Source organism: Kitasatospora sp. NPDC058170, assembly GCF_042883905.1.
GTDB lineage: Bacteria > Actinomycetota > Actinomycetes > Streptomycetales > Streptomycetaceae > Kitasatospora.
In genome coordinates, this window is sequence record NZ_JBHVUV010000036.1 from 7,239 (window position 1) to 29,551 (window position 22,313).

Genomic DNA, 22,313 nt, shown 5'->3' on the forward strand with positions numbered 1-22,313 from the left:
TAGGGGGTCGTGGGGAGGGGGTCGGTGACGGTCAGCCGGAGCAGGCGGCGCCGTCGCCCGGTTCCGCTCCGAGGGAGGTGTGGACCAAGCGGTCCACCAGGAATTCGGCGAGGGCGGCGACGGTCGGCCTGGCGAGCAGGTCGGCGAGGCAGATGTCGCCCTCGAACTCCGCGCGGAGCCGCTGGAGCAGGGACATCGCGAGCAGCGAGTGGCCGCCGAGGTCGAAGAAGTTCTCGTCGATGCCCAGCGAGGGCAGGCCCAGCACCCGGGCGAACGCCGTGTGTACCGCCTTCTCGCTCGGGTACCGGGGCTCGCGCTGCGATCCCGACGATGTGTAGTCCTCGGCGCCGGGCTCCGGGAGGGCCTTGCGGTCGAGCTTGCCGTTCACGGTCAGCGGCAGGGCGTCGAGGACGACGAACGCCGAGGGGACCATGTACTCGGGCAGCCGGGACGCCAGCATACGCCGGATCTCGGAGGCCTCGATAAGGGTACCCTCACCTGGCACCAGATAGGCAGCCAGGCGCTTGACGCCGGGGGTGTCCTCACGGACCACCACCGCTGCCTGGGCGATGTCCCGGTGGGCGGCGATGGCGTCCTCGATCTCGCCGGGCTCGACGCGGTAGCCGCGGATCTTCACCTGGTCGTCGGCCCGGCCGAGGAAGTCCAGCAGGCCGTCGGCCCGCCAGCGCACCACGTCGCCCGTGCGGTACATCCGCGCACCCGGCTCGCCGAACGGATCCGCGACGAACCGCTCCGCCGTCAGACCCGCACGGTTGAGGTACCCGCGCGCCAGACCCACACCGGAGACGTACAGCTCACCCGGCACACCCACCGGCACCGGCCGCAGATGGCCGTCCAGGACGTGCGCGACGGTGTTCCAGATCGGCCGGCCCACCGTGGCCGTCGCCGAGTCCAGCGTCCCGCCACCGAGGGTGTTGATCGTGTACTCGGTCGGCCCGTACAGGTTGTAGCCCATCACCCCGGGGGTGTCCCGCAGCTTCGACCACAGCGTCTCCGCCACGGCCTCACCGCCCAGCAGCACCAGCACCGGACGGTGCCGCCCCTCGTCCAGCAGACCCCGGTCGACGAGCGCCTGGGCGTAGGACGGGGTGACGTTGATGACGTCCACGGCGTGCTCGGCGCAGTAGGCCGCGAGGGCCTCCGCGTCGCGGCGCAGCGCCTCGTCCAGGACGTGCACCTCGTGGCCCTCGACCAGCCAGAGCAGCTCCTCCCACGACATGTCGAAGGAGAAGGACACCGTGTGCGCGATCCGCAGCCGGCGCCCGCCGGCCGAGGCCACCACCGGGTCGAAGATCTCCTGCCGGTGGTTCAACTGCATGTTCGTCAGACCGCGGTACGGCGTCACCACGCCCTTCGGACGCCCGGTCGAACCCGAGGTGAAGATGACGTACGCGGCCGCGTCCATGTCCACGGTCAGGCCGAGCGGGGTGGCGGGCAGCGCGGCCAGCTCGGCCTCGATCTGCGGGGAGTCCAGCAGCAGGCGCTCGACGCCGGGGGCCGCGGGCATCCGGGCCTCGGCGGCGGAGCTGGTCACCAGGCAGACCGGGGCGGTGTCCTCGACCATGAAGGCCAGCCGCTCCACCGGGTAGTCCAGCTCCAGCGGCAGGTACGCCGCACCGGCCCGCAGCACCGCGAACAGCGCAGCCACCATCTCCAGCGAACGCGGCAGCCCCAACGCCACCACCCGCTCCGGACCGGCCCCCCGCGCCACGAACAACCGCGCCAACCGGTTCACCCGCGCATCCAGCTCCGCATACGTCCACGCGGACGCACCGAACACCAGCGCCACCTCGTCCGGCACCGACACCGCACGCTCCGCCAACAGATCCGCCACCGACGCCGCCGGCAGCTCCCGACCCGTCGCCGCCCACTCCCCCAGCAACCCCCGCTCACCCGACGTCAACACGTCGAGGGTGCCGATGCGGCGGTGCGGGTCGGCGGCGACCTGCTCCAGGACGGCGAGCAGCCGCTCGACCAGGGCCTCGGCGGTGCCGCGCTCGTAGAGGTCGACGGCGTACTCGAAGGCGATGTCGATCTCCTCCGCGGAGGAGGTCTCCTCGAAGTTGAAGTCGAGTTCGAACTTCGCGGCGCCCAGCTCGAACGGCAGGATGCGGCTCTCCAGGCCGAGCAGCCGCCCGCCCTGGCCGTCGTTGTGCTGGTAGCCGAGCATCACCTGGAACAGCGGGTGGCGGCCGGGCACCCGGGGCGGGTTGACCGCCTCGACCAGCCGGTCGAAGGGCAGGTCCTGGTGGGCGAAGGCGGCCAGGTCGGTGTCCCGGGTGCGGGTCAGCAGGTCCGCGAAGGTCGGGTCGCCGGAGAGGTCGTTGCGCAGCACCAGGGTGTTGACGAAGAAGCCGACCAGGGCGTCCAGTCCGGCGTCGGAGCGGCCGGCCACCGGCGCGCCGAGGGGGATGTCGGTACCGGCGCCGAGGCGGTGCAGCAGGGTCGCCACGGCGGCCTGGAGCACCATGAAGGTGGTGGTGCCGGTGGCCCGGGCGGCGTCCCGCAGGCCGCGGTAGACGGCGGGCGGCACCTGGGCGTGCACGGTGTCGCCGCGGTACCCGGCGAGCGGGCGGCGCGGGTGGTCGGTCGGCAGCGGCAGCTCCTCGGGCAGGCCGGCCAGCGCCTCCCGCCAGTAGGCGGCCTGACGGGCGTGCAGGCTCTGCGGGTCGTCGGCGGAGCCGAGCAGCTCCTGCTGCCACAGCGTGTAGTCGGCGTACTGGACCGGCAGCGGCGACCAGGCCGGGGAGGTCCCGGCGGCGTACGCGGTGTAGGCGTCCGTCAGGTCGTCGATGAAGGGCAGCATCGACCACTCGTCGCCGGCGATGTGGTGGAAGAGCAGGACCAGCGCGTGGTCCCCGGGGCCGATCTCCAGCAGGGTGACGCGCAGCGGCGCCTCGGCCGAGAGGTCGAAGCCGTGGCGGACGGCCGCCTCGACGTCGGCGTCCAGGGTCTGCTCGCCGGAGCGGACCACGTGGACGGCGTCCGCGAGCGCCGGGGCGTCCAGGACCTGCTGGAACACCGAGCCGTCGCGCTCGGTGAAGACGGTGCGCAGGCTCTCGTGGCGGTCGGTCACCGCGCGGACGGCGGCGCGCAGGGCGTCGGTGTCGAGTGCGCCGGTGACCCGGACGACCAGCGGCACGTTGTAGGTCGCCCCGGAGTCGTCGAGGTTCTGCAGGAACCACATCCGGCGCTGGGCGTGCGAGAGCGGCAGGTCCTGCGGCCGCTCGCGGCGGCCGAGGGCCGGGCGCTGCTCGCCGTCGCCGCCGGCCCGGTGGGCCAGGCCGGCCGGGGTGGGCGCCTCGAAGAGGTCGCGGACGGTCAGCCGGCCGCCCAGCAGGGTGCGGATCCGGGAGACCAGGCGGGTGGCGAGCAGCGAGTGGCCGCCGAGGTCGAAGAAGTGGTCCTCGGGGCCGACCCCGGTCAGGCCGAGCACCTCGCCGAAGGCGCCGCAGAGGATCTCCTCGCGGGCGTCGCGCGGGGCGCGGCCGGTGGCGGCGGTGTCGGGGGCGGGCAGCGCGGCCCGGTCGAGCTTGCCGTTGACGGTCAGCGGCAGGGCGTCGAGGACGACGAACGCCGAGGGGACCATGTACTCGGGCAGGCGCTGGGCGAGGGCGTTGCGCACCTCGGCGACGTCGACGCCGGGGCCGGCGGGGACGAGGTAGGCGGCCAGGCGCTTGACGCCGGGGGTGTCCTCCCGGACCACCACGGCGGCCTGGGCGACGGCGGCGTGCTCGGTGAGCGCGTCCTCGATCTCGCCGGGCTCGACCCGGTAGCCGCGGATCTTCACCTGGTCGTCGGCCCGGCCGAGGAAGTCCAGCAGCCCGTCGGCCCGCCAGCGCACCACGTCGCCCGTGCGGTACATCCGCGCACCCGGCTCGCCGAACGGATCCGCGACGAACCGCTCCGCCGTCAGACCCGCACGGTTGAGGTACCCGCGCGCCAGACCCACACCGGAGACGTACAGCTCACCCGGCACACCCACCGGCACCGGCCGCAGGTGGCCGTCCAGGACGTGCGCGACGGTGTTCCAGATCGGCCGGCCCACCGTGGCCGTCGCCGAGTCCAGCGTCCCGCCGCCGAGGGTGTTGATCGTGTACTCGGTCGGCCCGTACAGGTTGTAGCCCATCACCCCGGGGGTGTCCCGCAGCTTCGACCACAGCGTCTCCGCCACGGCCTCACCCCCCAGCAGCACCAGCACCGGACGGTGCCGCCCCTCGTCCAGCAGACCGCACTCCACCAGGGCCTGCGCGTAGGAGGGTGTCACGTTGATGACGTCCACCGCGTGCTCGTCGCAGTAGTCGGCCAGCCGCTGGGTGTCGCGGCGCAGTGCCTCGTCCAGGACGTGCACCTCGTGGCCCTCGACCAGCCAGAGCAGCTCCTCCCACGACATGTCGAAGGAGAAGGACACCGTGTGGGCGATCCGCAGCCGGCGCCCGCCGGCCGAGGCCACCACCGGGTCGAAGATCTCCTGCCGGTGGTTCAGCTGCATGTTCGTCAGGCCGCGGTACGGCGTCACCACGCCCTTCGGACGCCCGGTCGAACCCGAGGTGAAGATGACGTACGCGGCGGCCTCCGGGTCGTAGGGGGCCCGGTACGGCTCGGCGGAGAGTCCGGCCAGCTCGGCGCGGACGTCCTCGGCGTCGAGCAGCACGGTGTTGCCGTGGGCCGGCATCAGGGCGGCCGCGGTGGAGTCGGTGATCAGGCAGGCCGGGGCGGTGTCCTCGACCATGAAGGCCAGCCGCTCCACCGGGTAGTCCAGCTCCAGCGGCAGGTACGCCGCTCCGGCCCGCAGCACCGCGAACAGCGAAGCCACCATCTCCAGCGAACGCGGCAGCCCCAACGCCACCACCCGCTCCGGACCGGCCCCCCGCGCCACGAACAACCGCGCCAACCGGTTCACCCGCGCATCCAGCTCCGCATACGTCCACGAGGACGCACCGAACACCAGCGCCACCTCGTCCGGCACCGACACCGCACGCTCCGCCAACAGATCCGCCACCGACGCCGCCGGCAGCTCCCGACCCGTCGCCGCCCACTCCCCCAGCAACCCCCGCTCACCCGACGTCAACACGTCCAGCGCGCGCACCGGGCGGTCGGGGTGGTCGACGAGCTGCCCGAGCAGGGCGACCAGGCGCTCGGCGTGCGCCTCGACGGTGGCGCGCTCGAAGACGTCCGGGCGGAACTTCCACTCGAAGGAGAGCGCCTCGCCCGGGTTGGTGATGAAGATCAGCGGGAAGTGCGTGGCGTCGACGTCGACCACGTCCTGGACGCCGAGGCTCTCCCGGATGCGGTCGCGGACGCCCTGGTCGGCGGGCGTGTTGCGGAGCACCTGGAGGGTGTCGAAGAGCCGGCCGAAGCCGGTGCCGCGCTGGATCTCGCCGAGCCCGATCTGGTGGTGCGCCAGCAGGGCGGTCTGCTCCTCCTGGAGGCGGGTGAGGAAGGCGGTGACGCTCTCGGCGCCGTCCAGCCTCGCCCGGACCGGCACGGTGTTGAGGAACATGCCGATGGTGGCGTCGATCCCGGCCAGCTCGGCCGGGCGCCCGGAGACGGTCGCGCCGAACACCACGTCCTCGCGGGCCGTCAGCCCGGACAGCAGCAGGCCCCAGGCGCCGGAGAGCACGGTGTTGAGGGTCAGGCCGCGCTCGCGGGCGAAGGCGGCGATCCGGGCGGTCAGCCCGGCGGAGATCTCCGCGGTGACCTCCTGCGGCAGCAGCGCGGCCCGCTCGCGGGCCTGCGGCGCCAGCAGGGTCGGCTCGGCCAGGCCGGCCAGCGCCTCGCGCCAGGCGGTGCGGCCCTGATCGGCGTCCTGGGCCGCCAGCCAGCGCAGGAAGTCCCGGTAGGGCAGGCCGAGTTCGGGGGCGTCCTGGCCGGCGCAGCCGGTCAGCAGCTCCTGCAGGAACAGCCCGGCCGACCAGCCGTCCCACAGCAGGGCGTGGTTGGTGATCAGGATCCGCTGCCCGCCGTCCGGGGCGAGCACCGACACCAGGCGCAGCAGCGGCGGGGCGGCCAGGTCGAAGCGGGTGGCGGCCTCGCGCTCGGTCAGCCGGCGCAGCTCGGTCTCGAACTCGGCCAGGCCGAGCGCGGACAGGTCGGTCTCGGTGAGCGGCACGTCGACGGCGCGCGGCACGAACTGCACCGGGCGCTCGGGGCCGTCCTGGAGGAACCCGGCCCGCAGGTTGGGGTGGCGCTCCAGCACGGCGGCGACCGCGGCGCGCAGCACCTCCAGCGGCACCCGGCGGGTCAGCGTGACGAGGTCGCGGGAGGTGTAGACGTCCAGCGCCTGGTCGTCGTAGCCGGCCTCGAAGAGCAGGCCCTCCTGGAGCGGGGAGACCGGCCAGAGCTCCTCGATCTCCAGCTTGGGCGCGGCGGCCCGGACGGCGGCCAGCTCGGCCTCGGTGGCGGCGGGCAGTTCGGGCAGCTCGGGGGCCTGGGCGGCGGCGCCGCGCGCGTCGGCCAGGGCGGCCAGCGCGGCCGGGGTGCGGCCCTCGAAGACGTCGCGCGGGCTGAGCGAGAGGCCCTCGGCGCGGGCGGCGCCGATCAGGCGGATGGAGGAGATGCTGTCGCCGCCGAGGCGGAAGAAGTCGTCCTCGGCGCCGGCCCGGGGCAGGCCCAGGACCTCGGCGTACAGCTCGCAGAGCAGCTGCTCGGTCTCGGTCTCGGCGGCCCGGCCGGCGGACACCCCGGTGTAGTCGAGGGCGTCGTCGGGCAGGGCGGCGCGGTCGAGCTTGCCGTTGACGGTCAGCGGCAGCGCGTCCAGGACGGCGAACGCCGAGGGGACCATGTACGCGGGCAGCCGGGCGGCGACGGCCTGGTGCAGGGCGGCGGTGTCCAGGGCGGCGCCGGCGGCGGGGACGACGTAGGCGACCACGCGGTCGACCGCGCCGGAGCGCACCAGCACCGCGCTGTGGGCCACCCCGGGCTGCTCGGCGAGCACGGCCTCGATCTCGCCGAGCTCGATCCGGTAGCCGCGGATCTTGATCTGGTCGTCGACCCGGCCCAGGTAGTCGATGGTGCCGTCGGGGCGGCGGCGCACCAGGTCCCCGGTGCGGTACATCCGGGTGCCGGCCGCGCCGTACGGGTCGGCGACGAAGCGCTCGGCGGTCAGGCCGGGGCGGTCCAGGTAGCCGCGGGCCAGCTGGACGCCGGCCAGGTACAGCTCGCCGGGCGAGCCGGCCGGGACGTGGCGCAGCAGCGCGTCGAGGACGTAGGCGCGGCCGCCGGTCAGCGGGCGCCCGACGCTCGGGGTCTCGCCGTCGGCGAGGTCGGCGAGCAGCGCGTCGACGGTGAACTCGGTCGGGCCGTAGTAGTTGAGGGCGCGCAGGCCGGGCTCGGCGCGCAGCCGGCTCCACAGCGGCTGCGGCAGGGCCTCGCCGCCGAGCAGGAGCACGGAGGGGCGGTGGCCGCCGTCGAGCAGGCCGCAGTCCAGCAGCTGCTGGGCGTGGGTGGGCGTCAGGTCGAGGACGTCGATCCGCTGCTCGCGGGCGTAGCCGACCACGGTCTCCGGGTCGCGGCGCTCGGCGTCGCCGAGGACGTGCAGCTCGTGGCCGCCGAGCAGCCAGAGCAGCTGGTCCCAGGAGGAGTCGAAGGAGAAGGAGGCGACGCTCAGGGCGCGCAGCCGCCTGCCGTCGGCCGCCTCGGCGAAGGCGCCGGTGAGGTGGTCGTGGGCGAGGTTGGCGAGCGCGGCGTGCGGGACGACGACGCCCTTGGGGCGGCCGGTGGAGCCGGAGGTGTGGATGACGTAGGCGGCCTGGGCGGGGTCGACGGGGCCGCCGCGCTCGTCGTCGCCGAGCGGGCCGCCGGGCAGCGCGGCCAGGGCGGCGGCGACGGCCGGGTCGTCCAGCAGCAGGGTGGCGGTGCCGGGCGTGGCGGGCAGCCGGTCGGCCACCTCGCGGGTCGTCAGGACGACGGCCGGGCGCACGTCGTCGAGGAGCATGGCGAGGCGCTCGTCGGGGTGGTCCAGGTCGAGCGGCAGGTAGGCGCCGCCGGCCCGGAGCACGGCCAGGATGGCGACGACGGAGTCGGCGGAGCGCGGCAGGGCGAGTGCGGCGACCCGCTCGGCGCCGAGGCCGCGGCCGAGCAGCAGCCGGGCCAGCCGGTCGGCGCGCTCGGCCAGTTCGGCGAAGGTGAGGGTGAGGGTGGCGGCGGCGGTGGCGGTGGCGGCGCCCGACAGGGCCGGGCCCACCAGGGCGACGGTGTCGGGGGTGCGCCCGGCGAGGGCGGTGAGCAGCTCGGCGGCCGGGGTGGCGGCCGCGTCGGCCGGGCGGCCGGCCACGGTGGCGTCGAGGGCGGCGCGCTCGACGTCGTCCAGCAGGCCGAGCCGGGCCAGCGGGAGGTCGGGGTCGTCGGCGAAGGCGGTCAGCAGCGCCAGGAAGCGGTCGGTGAGGCGCTCGGCCCGGGCCGGCTCGAAGAGGTCCGGCCGGTACTCCAGTTCGACGCGCAGCTCGGCGCCGGGCAGCACGGTGACGCCGAGCGGGTAGTGCGTGGCGTCGCGGGCCCCGAGGCCGGTGATGGCGAGGCCGTCCGTCCCGCCCAGGTTCTCGCGCAGCGCGTCGCCGCCGCCCTGGTAGTTCTCCACCACGAGCAGGGTGTCGAAGAGGTCGCCGTCGACCGCGCTGCGGCGCTGGATCGCGCCCAGGCCCAGGTGCTGGTGGGCCAGCAGCTCGGCCTGCTCGCGCTGCACCTGTGCGGCGGCGCCGGCCAGCGTGGCGCCGGGGTCGAGCCGGACGCGGACCGGCACGGTGTTGATGAACAGGCCGACCATGGACTCGGCGCCCGGCAGGTCGTCGGGGCGGCCGGAGACGGTGGTGCCGAAGACGACGTCGGTGGTGCCGGTGAGGGAGCCGACCAGGACGCCCCACAGGGTGTGGGCGACGTTGCCGAGGGTCAGGCCGCGGCCGCGGGCCGCGGCGGCGATCCGCCCGGACAGCTCGGCGTCGGCGTGGCGGGTGACCAGGCCCGGCTCCACGGCGGTGGCCGCGGCGGCGCCGGGCGCCACCGGGTGGGCCTGCTCGAAGCCGGCCAGCGCGGTGCTCCAGGCGGCCTCGGCGGCGTCGGTGTCCCGGGTGGCCAGCAGCGCGAGGTGGTCCCTGTAGGGGCGGACGGCCGGGAGCACCGACGGGTCGCCGGCGGAGCCGTACAGGGCCAGCAGCTCGCGGAAGACGATCGGCATGGACCAGCCGTCGAGCAGCAGGTGGTGGCAGGTCAGCACGAGCCGCGAGCGGTCCTCGCCGAGGCGCAGCAGGGCGAGGCGCAGCAGCGGCGGGGTGTCCAGGTCGAAGCGTCGGTGCCAGTCCTCGTCCATGGCGGCGAGGACGGCGGCGTCCCGGGCCCCGCCGTCGAGCGCGGTCAGGTCGACCTCGCGCAGCGGGGTGTCCACGGTGCGCTGGACGAACTGGACGACGGCCTCCGGGTCCTCGTACCAGAAGCCGGCCCGCAGGTTGGCGTGGCGGGTGAGCAGGGCGTCCAGGGCGGCGGCGAGGCGGGGCGTGGCGAGCGGGCCCGCCAGGTCCAGGTGGGACTGGACCACGTAGACGTCACGGGCCTCGTCGTCGTACAGGGCGTGGAAGAGCAGGCCCTCCTGGAGCGAGGACAGCGGGTAGACGTCCTCCAGGTCCGATGCGGCCGCGCCCTCGGCCTGGGGGTCGTCGATCGGTGCGGTGGAGTCGTTCATCACGGTCTTCTCGGTCCTGGGGGTGGTCGGGACGTGGTGGTCGGTGTGGTCCGGGCGGGCGGGCTCGGTGCTCATCGGCGCCGCCGTCCGCGCAGCCGGGACTCCAGCCGGTCGATCTGGGCCTGCTTGAGCGAGACGAGGCTGAGGTCGGAGGGGGTGACCCCGCCGGCCGCGCCGCCGGCGGTGTGCCGGGCGAGGGCGTCCAGGGCGGCGAACCAGGCGTCGGCGAGCGCGGCGACCTCGGTCTCCGTGAGCAGGGCCTGCGGCCAGCTCCACTCGACGGCCAGCTCGGGCCTTCCGTCGGCGCCGGCGCGGACCACCGCGTCGATCTCCAGCGGGTAGCCGGCGGCCATCCGCGGGTCGGGGCCGGCGCCGGCCGCGACGGCGTCCCGCTCGGGCTGCGGGGCGAGCGGCCAGCCGCCCAGCGGTGCGGCGGCGCCGTCGGCGCGTCCCCGGTAGTTGAACAGCAGCTGCGAGCGCGGCGCGGCGGCCAGCACGGCCGCGGTCTGCGGGTTGAGGTGGCGCAGCAGGCCGAAGCCGAGGCCCTTGTCGGGGGCGGCCCGCAGCTGCTCCTTGACCTGCTTGAGCACCTGGCCGGCGGCCGGGCCGCCGGTGAGGGCGGCGGCGGGGTCGATGCCGGCGAGGTCCAGCCGGACGGGGTGGACGGTGGTGAACCAGCCGACGGTGCCGGCCAGGTCGGGGGTGAGCCCGTCGTGGCCGCCGCGGCCGTGCCCCTCCAGGTCGACCTGGAGGGCCGGGGCGGCGTCCGGGCGGGCGGTGGCCACGCCGAGCGCCAGGGCGGCGAGCAGGACGTCGTCGATCCCGGCGCCGAAGGCCTTGGGCACGTCGGTGAGCAGCGGGGCGGTGCGGTCGGCGGGCAGCGTGCGGCGCAGGGTGCGCACGGTGGCGACGGTGTCGCGGTCGGGGTCGGCGCCGAGCGCGGCGAGCGGCCCGGCCGGCCCGGCGAGCGCGGTGCGCCAGTGGGCGGCCTCGGCGACCCGGGCGCGTTCCTGGGCGTGCGTCAGCAGGTGCTCGGACCAGGCGCGCAGCCCGTAGGCCTCGGGTTCGAGGGCGGGCCGCCCGCCGGCGGCGAGGGCCTGGTAGGCGGCGGCGAGTCCGGGCAGCAGGGTGCGCCAGGAGACGCCGTCCACGGCCAGGTGGTGGACGGTCAGCAGCAGCCGGCCGTCCCGGGCGTCGCCCGCGTCGAACCAGACGGCGCGCAGTACCCGGCCGGCGGCGGGGTCGAGCGCGGCGGCGCTCGCGTCGGCCTCCCGGGTCAGCAGCGCGGCGAGGTCGCCGGCGCGGGCGTCGACCCGGCGCAGGGTGTCCGGCTCGGTGGTGGCGGGCGCCTGGGCGGCGGGCAGGATCTCCTGGGTCCACAGGCCGTCGGTCCGGTCGAGGCGCAGCCGCAGCGCCGGGTGGTGGGCGGCCAGCGCGGCCAGGGCGGCGCGCAGCGGCTCCTCCCGCAGGCCGGCCGGGACGGTGACCAGCACCGACTGGTTGAAGCGGTCGACGGGGCCGCCGCGCTCGCGCAGCCAGTGCACCACCGGCAGGGCGGGCAGTTCGCCGTCGGCGGGGGCCGCCGGGGCGGCCGCGGCCGGGGCCCCGCCGGCCGGACGGGCCGTCATCAGGCCCTTGGCCTCGGCCAGGGCGGCCGGGGTGGGGTACTGGAAGACGTCCTTGGCGGCGAGGTCGTAGCCGGCCTTGCGGGCCCGGCTGATCAGCTGGATCGAGACGATGCTGTCCCCGCCGAGGGCGAAGAAGTTCTCGTCCTCGCCGACCTCGGCCAGGCCGAGCACCTCGGCGAAGACCCGGGCCAGGGCCGCGGCCGGGGACGGCCCGGCCGCCGCGGGGGCGCTCTGCCCGGCGTGCCGGCCGGGGGCCGGCAGGGCCTTGCGGTCGAGCTTGCCGTTGACGCTCAGCGGCAGCGCGTCCAGGACGGTGACGGCCACGGGGACCATGTGCTCGGGCAGCACGGTGGCGACGGCCGCGCGGACGGCGTCGCCGCCCACGCTCGCCCCGGCCTGCGGGACGACGTAGCCGAGCAGTTGGCGCGCACCGCCCTCGGTGAGGGCGCGGGCGGTGGCGGCGGCCTGGCCGACGCCGGGGACGGCGGCGAGGGCGGACTCGATCTCGCCGAGCTCGATCCGGAAGCCGCGGACCTTCACCTGGTCGTCGGTGCGGCCGAGGTACTCGACCTCGCCGTCGATCCGCCGGCGCACCAGGTCCCCGGTGCGGTACATCCTCTCCCCGGTCGCGAACGGGTCGGCGACGAAGCGGCTCGCGGTCAGGCCGGGGCGGCCGAGGTAGCCGCGGGCCAGCTGGACCCCGGAGAGGTACAGCTCGCCGGGCACGCCCACCGGGACGGGCCGCAGCCGGGCGTCGAGGACGTGCAGGCGGGTGTTCCAGACCGGGCGGCCGATCGGGACGACGCCGGAGCCGGCCCACGCGCGGTGGTAGGTGACGTCGACGGCGGCCTCGGTGGGCCCGTACAGGTTGTGCAGCCCGATCTGCGGCCACAGGGCGAGGAAGCGGTCGACCGCGGCGGCGGGCAGCGCCTCGCCGGAGCAGAACACCCGGGACACGCCCGCGAAGCCCTGCCGGACCGTCCCGTCCTGCTCGGCGGCGCCGGTGAAGGCGGTGAGCATGGACGGCACGAAGTGGCAGGCGGTGACGGACTCGCGCGCGGCCAGGGCGGCCAGGTACTCCGGCTCGCGGTGGCCGCCGGGGCGGGCCAGCACCACCCGGGCGCCGCTGACCAGCGGCAGGAAGAACTCCCAGACCGACACGTCGAAGCTGGCCGGGGTCTTCTGGAGGATGCGGTCCTCCGCGGTGATGCCGTAGACCTCGCGCATCCAGTCGAGCCGGTTGACGATCGCCCGGTGGGTGACCACGACGCCCTTGGGGCGGCCGGTGGAGCCGGAGGTGAAGATGACGTACGCGGCGTGGTCGGTGTCCGGGGCGGCGGGCGCCACCGGCGCCGGCGCCTGGGCGTCGACGGTGAGCACCGGCACGCCCGGCACGGCGGGCAGGGCGGCCTCCAGGCCGGGGACGGTGAGCACGCACACCGGGGTGGCGTCCTCGACCATGGCGGTGAGGCGCTCGACGGGGTACTCGGTGTCCAGCGGCAGGTAGGCGGCGCCGGCCTTGAGCACGGCGAGCAGGGCGACCATCAGCTCGGCGGAGCGGGGGACGGCGACGGCGACGATCCGGTCGGGGCCGGCGCCGGCGGCGGCCAGCGCCCCGGCGAGCCGGGCGGCCCGCCCGTCCAGCTCGCGGTAGGTCAGTTCGGTGCCCTCGAAGACGACCGCGACGGCGTCGGGGGTGGCGGCGGTGCGCTCGGCGATCCGGTCCACCAGGGTGCCCTCGCGGACCGCGATGGCGGTGGCGTTCCACTCCCCGGCGAGGCCGCGGCGCTCCTGGGCGGCGGTCGGCTCGATCCGGCTCACCGGCCGCTCGGGGGCGGCGAAGGCCTGTTCCATGACCCGCATCAGCCGGGCGCCGAACAGCCGCGCGGTGGCACGGTCGAACAGGTCCTCGGCGTGGATGACGGTCAGGTCGGTGCGGCTGCCGTCGGCGGCCTCCACGAAGGTGAAGGCGAGGTCGAAGCGGGCCGCGTGGACCGGGTCGGGCAGCAGGGTGGTGGCGGCGCCGAGCAGGTGGTCCAGGCCGTCGGCCTCCCGGCGGTGCTGGACCATCACCTGGAACAGCGGGTGGCGGCCGAGCGAGCGCTCGGGGTTGACGATCTCCACCAGCCGGTCGAACGGCAGGTCCTGGTGGGCGAGCGCGCCGAGCACGCTCTCCCGGGAGCGGGCGACCAGCTCGTCGAAGCCCGGGTCGCCGGCCAGGTCGTGGCGCAGCACCAGGGTGTTGACGAAGAAGCCGACCACGGACTCCAGCACCTCGTCGGTGCGGCCCGCGACGGGCGTGCCGAGCACCACGTCGGTGGTGCCGGCCAGCTTGCCGAGCAGCAGCGCGGCGGCGGCCTGGGTGACCATGAACGGGGTCGCCCCGGTGCGCTGCGCGTAGCCGCGCAGGGCGGTGTGCAGCTCGTCGGGCAGCCGCAGCCGGACGGCGCCGCCGCGGCCGCTGGCCTCGGCCGGCCGGGCCCGGTCGGTGGGCAGCGCCAGCTCGGCGGGCAGGCCCGCCAGCCGCTCGGTCCAGTAGCGGCCCTGGTCGGCCGCCGGTCCGTGCTCGGCGGCCAGCAGCTCGCCCTGCCACAGCGCGTGGTCGGCGTACTGCAGCGGCAGCGGCGCGAACCGCGGGGCCTGCCCGGCCCGGCGGGCGGCGTAGGCGAGGTCGAGGTCGCGCAGCAGCACGCCCTCGGACCACTCGTCGCCCGCGATGTGGTGCAGGGCGATGCTGAGCACGTGCCGGGTGGGCCCGGCGGTCAGCAGGGTCGCCCGGACGGGGATCTCGGTGGCCAGGTCGAAGGCGTGCGCGCCGGCCGCGGCGACCTCGGTGTCCAGGCGGTGCCCGGAGGCCTCGGCCGTGGTGAACGGCACCCCGGCGCTCTCCGGGTCGAGGATGCGCTGGAAGGGCCGGCCGTCGTGGTCGGGGAAGACCGTGCGCAGCGCCTCGTGGCGGGCCAGCACGTCGGCGAAGGCGGCGCGCAGCGCGTCCGCGTCCAGCTCGCCGTCGATCCGCAGCGCGCACGGGATGGTGTACGCGGTGCTCGGGCCCTGGAGGCGGTAGAGGAACCAGAGCCGGGCCTGGGCGGCGGACAGCGGGATCCGCTCGGGGCGCGGGCGGGCGGCGGGGGCGGTGCGCCCGGCCGCCGCGCCGTCGAGGCGGGCGGCGAAGGCCGCGGGGGTGCGGGTCTCGAAGAGGTCCCGGACGGCGACCTCGCTGCCGAGGGCGGCGCGCAGTCGGCCGATCACCCGGGTGGCGAGCAGCGAGTGACCGCCGAGCAGGAAGAAGTCGTCGTCGATGCCGACCGCGGGCAGGCCGAGCACGTCGGCGTAGACGCCGCAGACCACGGCCTCGCCCTCGGTGCGCGGGGCCCGCCCGGCCGGGGCGGCGAAGGCGTCGGCGCCGGGCTCCGGCAGGGCCTGCCGGTCGAGCTTGCCGTTGACGTTCAGCGGCAGCGCGGGCAGCGGCACGATCGCGGCCGGGACCATGTACTCGGGCAGCGACTCGGCGAGCGCGGTGCGCAGGGCGGCGGGGTCGGCCGCGGCGCCGGGCACCGCGACGACGTAGCCCACCAGCCGCTTGGCGCCCCCGGTGGCCGTGCGGGCCAGCACGGCGGCCTGCGCGATGCCGGGCAGGGCGGCGAGGGCGGCCTCGACCTCGCCGGGCTCGACGCGGAAGCCGCGGATCTTCACCTGGTCGTCGTCGCGGCCCAGGTAGTCGAGGCTGCCGTCGGGGCGGTGGCGCACCAGGTCGCCGGTGCGGTACATCCGCTCGCCGGGGGCGCCGAACGGGTCGGCGGTGAAGCGGCTCGCGGTGAGCGCGGGCCGGTTGCCGTAGCCGCGGGCCAGGCCGGGACCGGCGATGTACAGCTCGCCGGGCACGCCCGCCGGGACGGGCCGCAGCCGGGCGTCCAGCACGTAGACCCGGGTGTTGCCGATCGGGCGGCCGACGAACGGGGTGGGGCTGTCGTCCAGGGCGGCGCCGAGGGTGTCGACGGTGTACTCGGTGGGGCCGTAGAAGTTGTGGCCGAGCACGCCCTCGGTCTCCCGGATGCGGGTCCACAGGGCGTCGCCGACGGCCTCGCCGCCGACCAGGAAGAGCAGCGGGCGGTGCCGGTCGGAGTCCAGCAGGCCCCACTCGACGAGCTGCTGGCCGAAGGACGGGGTGACGTCCAGGGTGTCGACCCGGTCGGCGAGCAGCCGCTGGACCAGGGCCTGCGGGTCGCGGCGCAGGTCCTCGCCGTAGACGTGCAGCTCGTGGCCCCGGATCAGCCAGAGCAGCTGCTCCCAGGAGGAGTCGAAGGAGAACGAGGCGGTGTGCGCGGCGCGCAGGCGGCGCCCGCCGGCCAGGGCGGCGGCCCGGGCGAAGACGGTGTTGCCGTGGTGCTCCAGCATGTTGGCCAGGCCGCGGTGCGGGACCTGGACGCCCTTGGGGCGGCCGGTGGAACCGGAGGTGTGGATGACGTACGCCAGGTCGTCGGCGTGCGGGCGGACGGGTTCGGCGCTCAGCGTGCCGAGTTCGGCGAGGGTGACGACGCCCTTGCCGTGGGCGGCCAGCACCGGGTGGCGGCCGGCCACCTCGGCCGTGCTGAGGGTGAGCAGCGGGTCGGCGTCCTCCAGCATCAGCGCGATCCGCTCGTCCGGGTGGTCGAGGTCGATCGGCAGGTAGGCGGCGCCGGAGGCGAGGACGCCGAGCAGGGCGGCGACCAGGTCGGCCGAGCGCGGCAGGGCCAGCGCGACGACCCGGCCCGGTCCGGCGCCGAGCGCGGCGAGGTGGCGGGCGGTGCGGTCGACCCGGGCGGCGAGTTCGGCGTAGCCGAGCCGCTGCTCGCCGAAGACGACGGCGGTCTCCTGGGGCATGGCGGCCGCGCGGGCGGCGAAGGCGTCGACGACGGTGCCCTCGGGCACCGGGCGCGCGGTGGCGTTCCACTCCTCCAGCACGGTGCGGCGCTCGGCCGGGGAGAGGATCTCCAGCGCGCCGACGGCGGTGTCCGGCGCGGTGGCGATGGTGGTGAGCAGGCGCAGCAGGCGCTCGCCGACGGCGGCGGCCTGCTCGGCGGTGAACACGTCGGGGCGGTACTCGACGGTCAGCTGCGGGGCCTCGCCGGGGAGGGTGAGGACGGTCAGCGGGTAGTGGGTGGCGCCCCGGTTGCCGATGCCGGCGACCCGCAGGCCGCGGGCGGTGAGGTGGTCGGGGTCGACCGGGTAGTTCTCGAAGACCAGCAGGGTGTCGAACAGGGTGCCGTGGCCGGCCGGCGCCTGGATGTCGGCGAGGCCGAGGTACTGGTGGTCGAGCAGGGCGGACTGCTGGGCCTGGAGGCGGACCAGCATCCGGGCGACCGGCTCGTCCTCGTCCGGTTCGAAGCGCACCGGGACGGTGTTGCTGAACAGGCCGACCATCGACTCCACGCCGGGCAGGTCGCCGGGGCGGCCGGAGACGGTGGCGCCGAAGACCACGTCGGTGCGGCCGGTCAGCCGGCCGAGGAGGACCGCCCAGGCGCCCTGGACGAGGGTGTTGAGGGTCAGTCCGTGCTCGCGGGCGGTCGCGGTGAGGGCGGCGGACAGCTCGGCGGGGATCGGCAGTTCGATCTCCTGCCCGGCGGCGGCCGGTCCGGCGGCGGGGGTGCCGAGGGCGTCGGCGAGCAGGGTCGGCGCGGCGAGGCCGGCCAGGGCCTGCCGCCAGGCGGCGGCGTCGGCGGCGGTGTCGCGGGCGGCCAGCCAGCCGAGGTGGTCGGCGTAGGGGGCGGTGGCGGGCAGCGCGTCGGTGTCGCCGGCGGCACCGTACACGGTGATCAGTTCCCGCAGCAGGACGGGCGTGGACCAGCCGTCCATGACGATGTGGTGGCGGGTCAGGACGAGCCGGTGGTGGTCGGGGCCGAGGGCGACCAGGGCGCAACGCACCAGCGGCGGGCGGGCCAGGTCGAAGCGGCGGGAGGCCTCGGCGTCCTCGATCCGGGCGGTCTCGGCGTGCTGCCGGTCGGCGGGCAGTGCGGTGAGGTCGTGCTCGGTCCACGGCACCCGGACGTGGCCGGCGACCAGCTGGAGCGGCTCCGGCAGGCCGTCGCCGAGGAAGCCGGCGCGCAGGGCGGTGTGCCGGTTGACGACCGCGTCGACGGACCGGACCAGGGCGGCGCGGTCGAGCGGGCCGCGCAGGTCGAGCGAGGTGAGCGAGGTGTAGAGCTCGTCGGCGCCCTGCTCGTCCTGGAGCAGGGTGTGGAAGAGCAGGCCCTCCTGGAGCGGGGAGAGCGGCAGGACGTCCTCGGTGTCCGGGTGCTCCTCGGCCAGGCGGTCCAGGACGGCCTGGGTGACGGGGGCGAGCGGCACGTCGGAGGGGGTCAGGCCGCCCGCGTCGGGGCGTTCGGCGTAGCGGGTGAGCGCGTCGAGGTGGGCGAACCAGCCGTCGGCGATCTCCCGGACGGCGTCGTCGCCGAACACGCCCTGCGGCCAGGAGAGCTGGACGGTCAGCTCGGGGCCGGCGGGGCCGTCGTGGACGAAGGCGCCGATCTCCAGTGCGTGGACGCAGGGCAGGCCGGGGTCGGTGGAGGCGGTGATGGCGTCCCCGGCCTCCGGGGCGACCGCCCAGTCCCCGCCGGTGGCGCCGAAGCGGCCCAGGTAGTTGAAGAGCAGCTGGGGCTCGGGCAGGTCGGCGAGGGCGGCGGCGGACGGCTCGTCGAGCCGGCGCAGCAGGCCGTAGCCGGCGCCCGCGTTGGGCAGGGCGCGCAGCTGCTCCTTGACCAGCGCGAGGGCGCGGCCGGCCGCGGGCCCGCCGGCCAGCGCGGCCTCGGGGTCGACGCCGGTGAGGTCGAGCCGGGCGGGGAACTCGCTGGTGAGCCAGCCGACCGTGCGGGCGGTGTCGGCGCCGGGGACGAGCTGGTCCTCGCGGCCGTGGCCCTCCAGGCGCAGCAGCAGGTCGGGGCGGGCGTCGGCGCCCAGGCGGGCGCGGCGGCGGGCCAGCAGGGCGAGGGTCAGGCCGGTGAGCAGGACGTGGTCGACGCCGGCCCGGTGGGTGGCGGGGACGGCGCCGAGCAGCGGCGCGGTGCGCTCGGCGGACAGGGTGAGCCGCAGGCGGCGGGTGGCGGCGGCGGTGTCGCGGCCGGCGTCCAGTGCCCGCTCGCCCAGCAGCGGTCCGCCGCCCTCGGCCAGCACGGCCTGCCACAGGGGCAGTTCGGCGCGGATCCGGTCGGCGGCGGCGGCCTCGGCGAGGCCGCGGGCCCAGGCGCGCAGCGGGGTGGTGACGGGCTCCAGGGCCCGGCCCTCGTAGGCGGCGCGCAGGTCGGGCAGCAGGATCCGCCAGGAGACGCCGTCGACGGCGAGGTGGTGGACGGCGAGGACGAGCAGGCCGGGGGTGTGGTCGCCGGCGTCGAGGTGGACGGCCTGGAGGACGACGCCCAGTTCGGGGTCGAGGCGGTCGGCGGCGGCCTCGCGCTCCAGGGCGGCGGCGGTGGCCAGCTCCTCGGCGGTGACGGTGATGTGGCGCAGCCGGTCGGCGGCGGGGGCGCTGCCGGCGGGCCGGACCTCCTGGGTCCAGCGGCCGTCCTCGGCGACGTTCAGGCACAGCCGCAGCGCGTCGTGGTGGTCGGTCAGGGTGTCCAGGGCGGCGGCCAGGCGCTGCCGGTCGAGGCCGGCCGGGACGGTGACGACGGTGTGCTGGCCGAACCGGGCGACCGGGCCGCGGCGCTCGCGCAGCCACTCGCTGATCGGGGTGGTGGGCAGCGGGCCGGTGGCGTCGACGGCGTGCGGGGCCGGGCCGCCGACCGCGCGGGTGTCCTCGGCGACGGCGGCGATGCGGGCGACGGTGCGGCGTTCGAACACCACCCGCGGGGTGATCTGGAAGCCGGCCCGGCGGGCCCGGCTGCCGAGCTGGATGGCGGAGATGCTGTCCCCGCCGAGGGAGAAGAAGTTGTCGTCGACGCCGACCTGTTCGCCGGGCAGGCCGAGGACCTCGGCGACCAGCGAGGCGAGGATGCGCTCGGCGTCGGTGCGCGGGGCGCCGCCGCCCTCGCCGCGGCCGGCGGCGGGCGCGGGCAGGGCCTTGCGGTCGAGCTTGCCGTTGAGGCTCAGCGGCAGGGTGTCGAGGCCGACCAGGACGGCCGGGACCATGTGCTCGGGCAGGGTGCGGGCGAGCTCGGAGCGCAGCGCCTCGGGGTCGGCGGGGGCGGGCACCAGGTAGCCGACCAGCCGGCGGGCGCCGCCGGGGGTCAGCTCACGGGCCGTCACGGCGGCCTGGACGACGCCGGGCAGGGCCTCCAGGGCGGCCTCGATCTCGCCGAGCTCGATCCGGAAGCCGCGGACCTTGACCTGGTCGTCGGTGCGGCCGAGGTACTCCACGGTGCCGTCGGGGGCCCAGCGGACCAGGTCGCCGGTGCGGTACATGCGCTCGCCCGGGCCGCCGTGCGGGTCGGCGACGAAGCGCTCGGCGGTCAGGCCGGGGCGGCCGAGGTAGCCGCGGGCCAGCTGGACGCCGGCCAGGTACAGCTCGCCGGGCACGCCGACCGGGGCGGGGCGCAGGGCGGCGTCCAGCACGTACAGGCGGGTGTTCCAGACCGGGCGGCCGATCGGGACGACGCCGGCGGCGGGCGCGGTGTGGTGGTGGGTGACGTCGACGGCGGCCTCGGTGGGGCCGTACAGGTTGTGCAGCGGCACCCCGGGGAGGGTGGCGTACCAGCGGTCGACGACGTCGCCGGGCAGCGCCTCGCCGGAGCAGAAGGCGCGGCGCAGGCCGGCGCAGCGCTCGGCGACCGACGGCTCCTCCAGGAAGGCGCGCAGCATGGAGGGGACGAAGTGCAGGGTGGTGACGTGCTGTTCGGCGATCAGCGCGGCGAGGTAGGCGGGGTCCTTGTGGCCCTCGGGGCGGGCGAGGACGACGGTGGCGCCCTCGCAGAGCGCCCAGAAGAACTCCCAGACGGACACGTCGAAGCTGGCCGGGGTCTTCTGCAGGACGCGGTCGTCGGCGCCGAGCCGGTAGGCGTGCTGCATCCAGGCGAGCCGGTTGACGATGGCGCGGTGGGTGACCACGACGCCCTTGGGGCGGCCGGTGGAGCCGGAGGTGTAGATCAGGTAGGCGGCGTGGTCGGGGCCGGGGAGCTCGGGCGTGCCCTGCGCCTCCGGGGCGGCCTCCGGGGCGTCGACCGGGGCCGGGGCCTCGTCGACCAGCAGGGCGGTGGCGCGGGCGGCCTCGGGCAGCCGCTCCAGCAGCGCGCGGACGGTGACCACGCGCACCGGGGCCGCGTCCTCGACCATGTGGGCGAGCCGCTCGGCCGGGTAGTCGGCGTCCAGCGGCAGGTACGCGGCGCCGGACTTCAGGACGCCGAGCAGGGCGACCATCAGCTCGGCGGAGCGGGGCACGGCGACGCCGACCACCCGGTCCGGGCCGGCGCCGGCGGCGCGCAGGGCCAGGGCCAGGCCGGTGGCGCGGGCGTCGAGCTCGGCGTAGGTCAGGGTGCGGCCCTCGGCGACGACGGCGGTCGCGTCGGGGGTGGCGGCGGCGCGCTCGGCGATCCGGCTGACCAGGGTGCCCTCGCGGACCTCGCGGGCGGTGTCGTTCCAGCCGTGCAGGATGTCCGCGCGCTCGGCGTCGGCGAGCAGCGGCAGGCCGGCCAGCGGCTGCTCGGGGGCGGCGGCGAGACGGGTCAGCAGGCCGGCGAACCGGTCGGCGTGGCGGGCGAGTTCACCGGCGCCGTAGAGCGCGGGGTTGGCGTCGAACTCCAGCACCAGGCGGTCGTCGGGGGTCTTGAGGACGGACAGCGAGAAGTCCTCGACCGGTCCGGAGGCGAGGTTCACGGTGGTGCCGGGGCTGCCCGCGAAGTCGAGGTCGAGGTCGAAGGGCTTGATGTTCAGCATCGGCCCGTGGAAGCGGTCGTCGCCGCCGACCAGTCCGAGGTCGCGGCGGATCTCCTCGCCGCGGTGGAGCTGGTGGCGGCGGACGGCCTTGAGCTCCTGCGCGGAGCGGCGCATCAGGTCGGCGAAGGTGTCCTCGCCGCCGACGGGGAGCCGTACGGGGAGGATGTTGACGGCCATGCCGGGGACCCGCAGGGTGCCGGGGGCGGTGCGGGCCATGAAGTGCATGCCGAGGACGGCGTCCGCGGTGCCGGTCATCCGGTGCAGGTAGGCGGCGAAGGCGGCGTTCACGGCCTCGGCCCAGGTGGCCTTGACGGCGCGGGCGGCGGCGAGCACCTCGGTGGTCGGGCCGGTCGCCAGCTCGACGCGGTGGCGCAGGCCGGCCGGGGAGGCCGCGGCGGCCTGCTCGGTGAGGCTGACGACGGTCGGGCGGTCGGCGAAGCGCTCGCGCCAGTAGGCGCGGTCGGCCTCGGCCCGCTCGGAGGCGAGGTAGTCGCGCTCGGCCTCGGCGAGCAGCGCGGCGGGGCGGAACGGGCTGTCGGGGACGTCCGCCCCGGTGGCGAGCGCGGTGTAGACCTCGGCGACCCGGCGGCTGAACAGGGCGACGCTGTAGCCGTCGACGACCAGGTGGTGGAACCACTGGAACCACAGGTGGTCGGCGGGGCCGACGCGCACCAGCAGCGAGCCGGTGAGCGGGCCCGCGTCCGGGCCCTCCAGCACGGTCGGGACGGCCAGCTGCTCGTGGACGAGGGCGGCGGCCGCGGCGACCGGGTCGGTGGCGCCGCTGGTGTCGAGCCGGTGCAGCCTCCAGGCCCCGGCGTCGAACGCGCCGGGGAGCAGGACCGTGCGGTCGTCCTGCCCGGCGAGCCGGACGTGCAGGCCGTCGGCCTCGGCGAGGGTGCGGCGCAGCGCGGCCTCCAGCAGGCCCTCGTCGAGGTCGCCGGCGATGCGCACGTACTGGCCGACGTTGTAGGCCGGGTTGTCGGGGTCGATCCGTTGCGCGGCGAGGATGCCCGCCTGGGCTGCCGTCGGCTCCTGCGGAGCGTCCTGCTCGGCGTGCTTCGTCGTCGTGCCAGCCATGGGTCGGCCCTTCCCGGGTTCGCGGCCCCGCCGACCGTGCCAGCCCGGGGCGCTCGTGCGCTTGGTGCGAT

General features: G+C 76.4%; 2 protein-coding genes. Both read right to left on the minus strand.

Annotation, left to right across the window (positions count from 1 at the left end):
• Positions 1 to 31 precede the first annotated feature (31 nt).
• A complete protein-coding gene (locus ACFVVX_RS31975; protein WP_387950759.1) occupies positions 32 to 9,769 on the minus strand; it encodes an amino acid adenylation domain-containing protein in 9,738 nt (3,245 codons plus the stop codon).
• Positions 9,766 to 22,242 carry an amino acid adenylation domain-containing protein gene (locus tag ACFVVX_RS31980; protein ID WP_387950760.1) on the minus strand — a complete coding sequence of 4,159 codons (12,477 nt, stop codon included), beginning with the start codon at positions 22,240 to 22,242 and terminating at the stop codon, positions 9,766 to 9,768. Before ACFVVX_RS31980 ends, ACFVVX_RS31975 begins: the two co-directional genes overlap by 4 nt.
• Positions 22,243 to 22,313: the final 71 nt, after the last annotated feature.

Coding starts and splice junctions, on each gene's coding strand:
- ACFVVX_RS31975 (WP_387950759.1), bottom strand. CDS start 9,769: ATGAGCACCGAGCCCGCCCGCCCGGACCACACCGACCACCACGTCCCG.
- ACFVVX_RS31980 (WP_387950760.1), bottom strand. CDS start 22,242: ATGGCTGGCACGACGACGAAGCACGCCGAGCAGGACGCTCCGCAGGAG.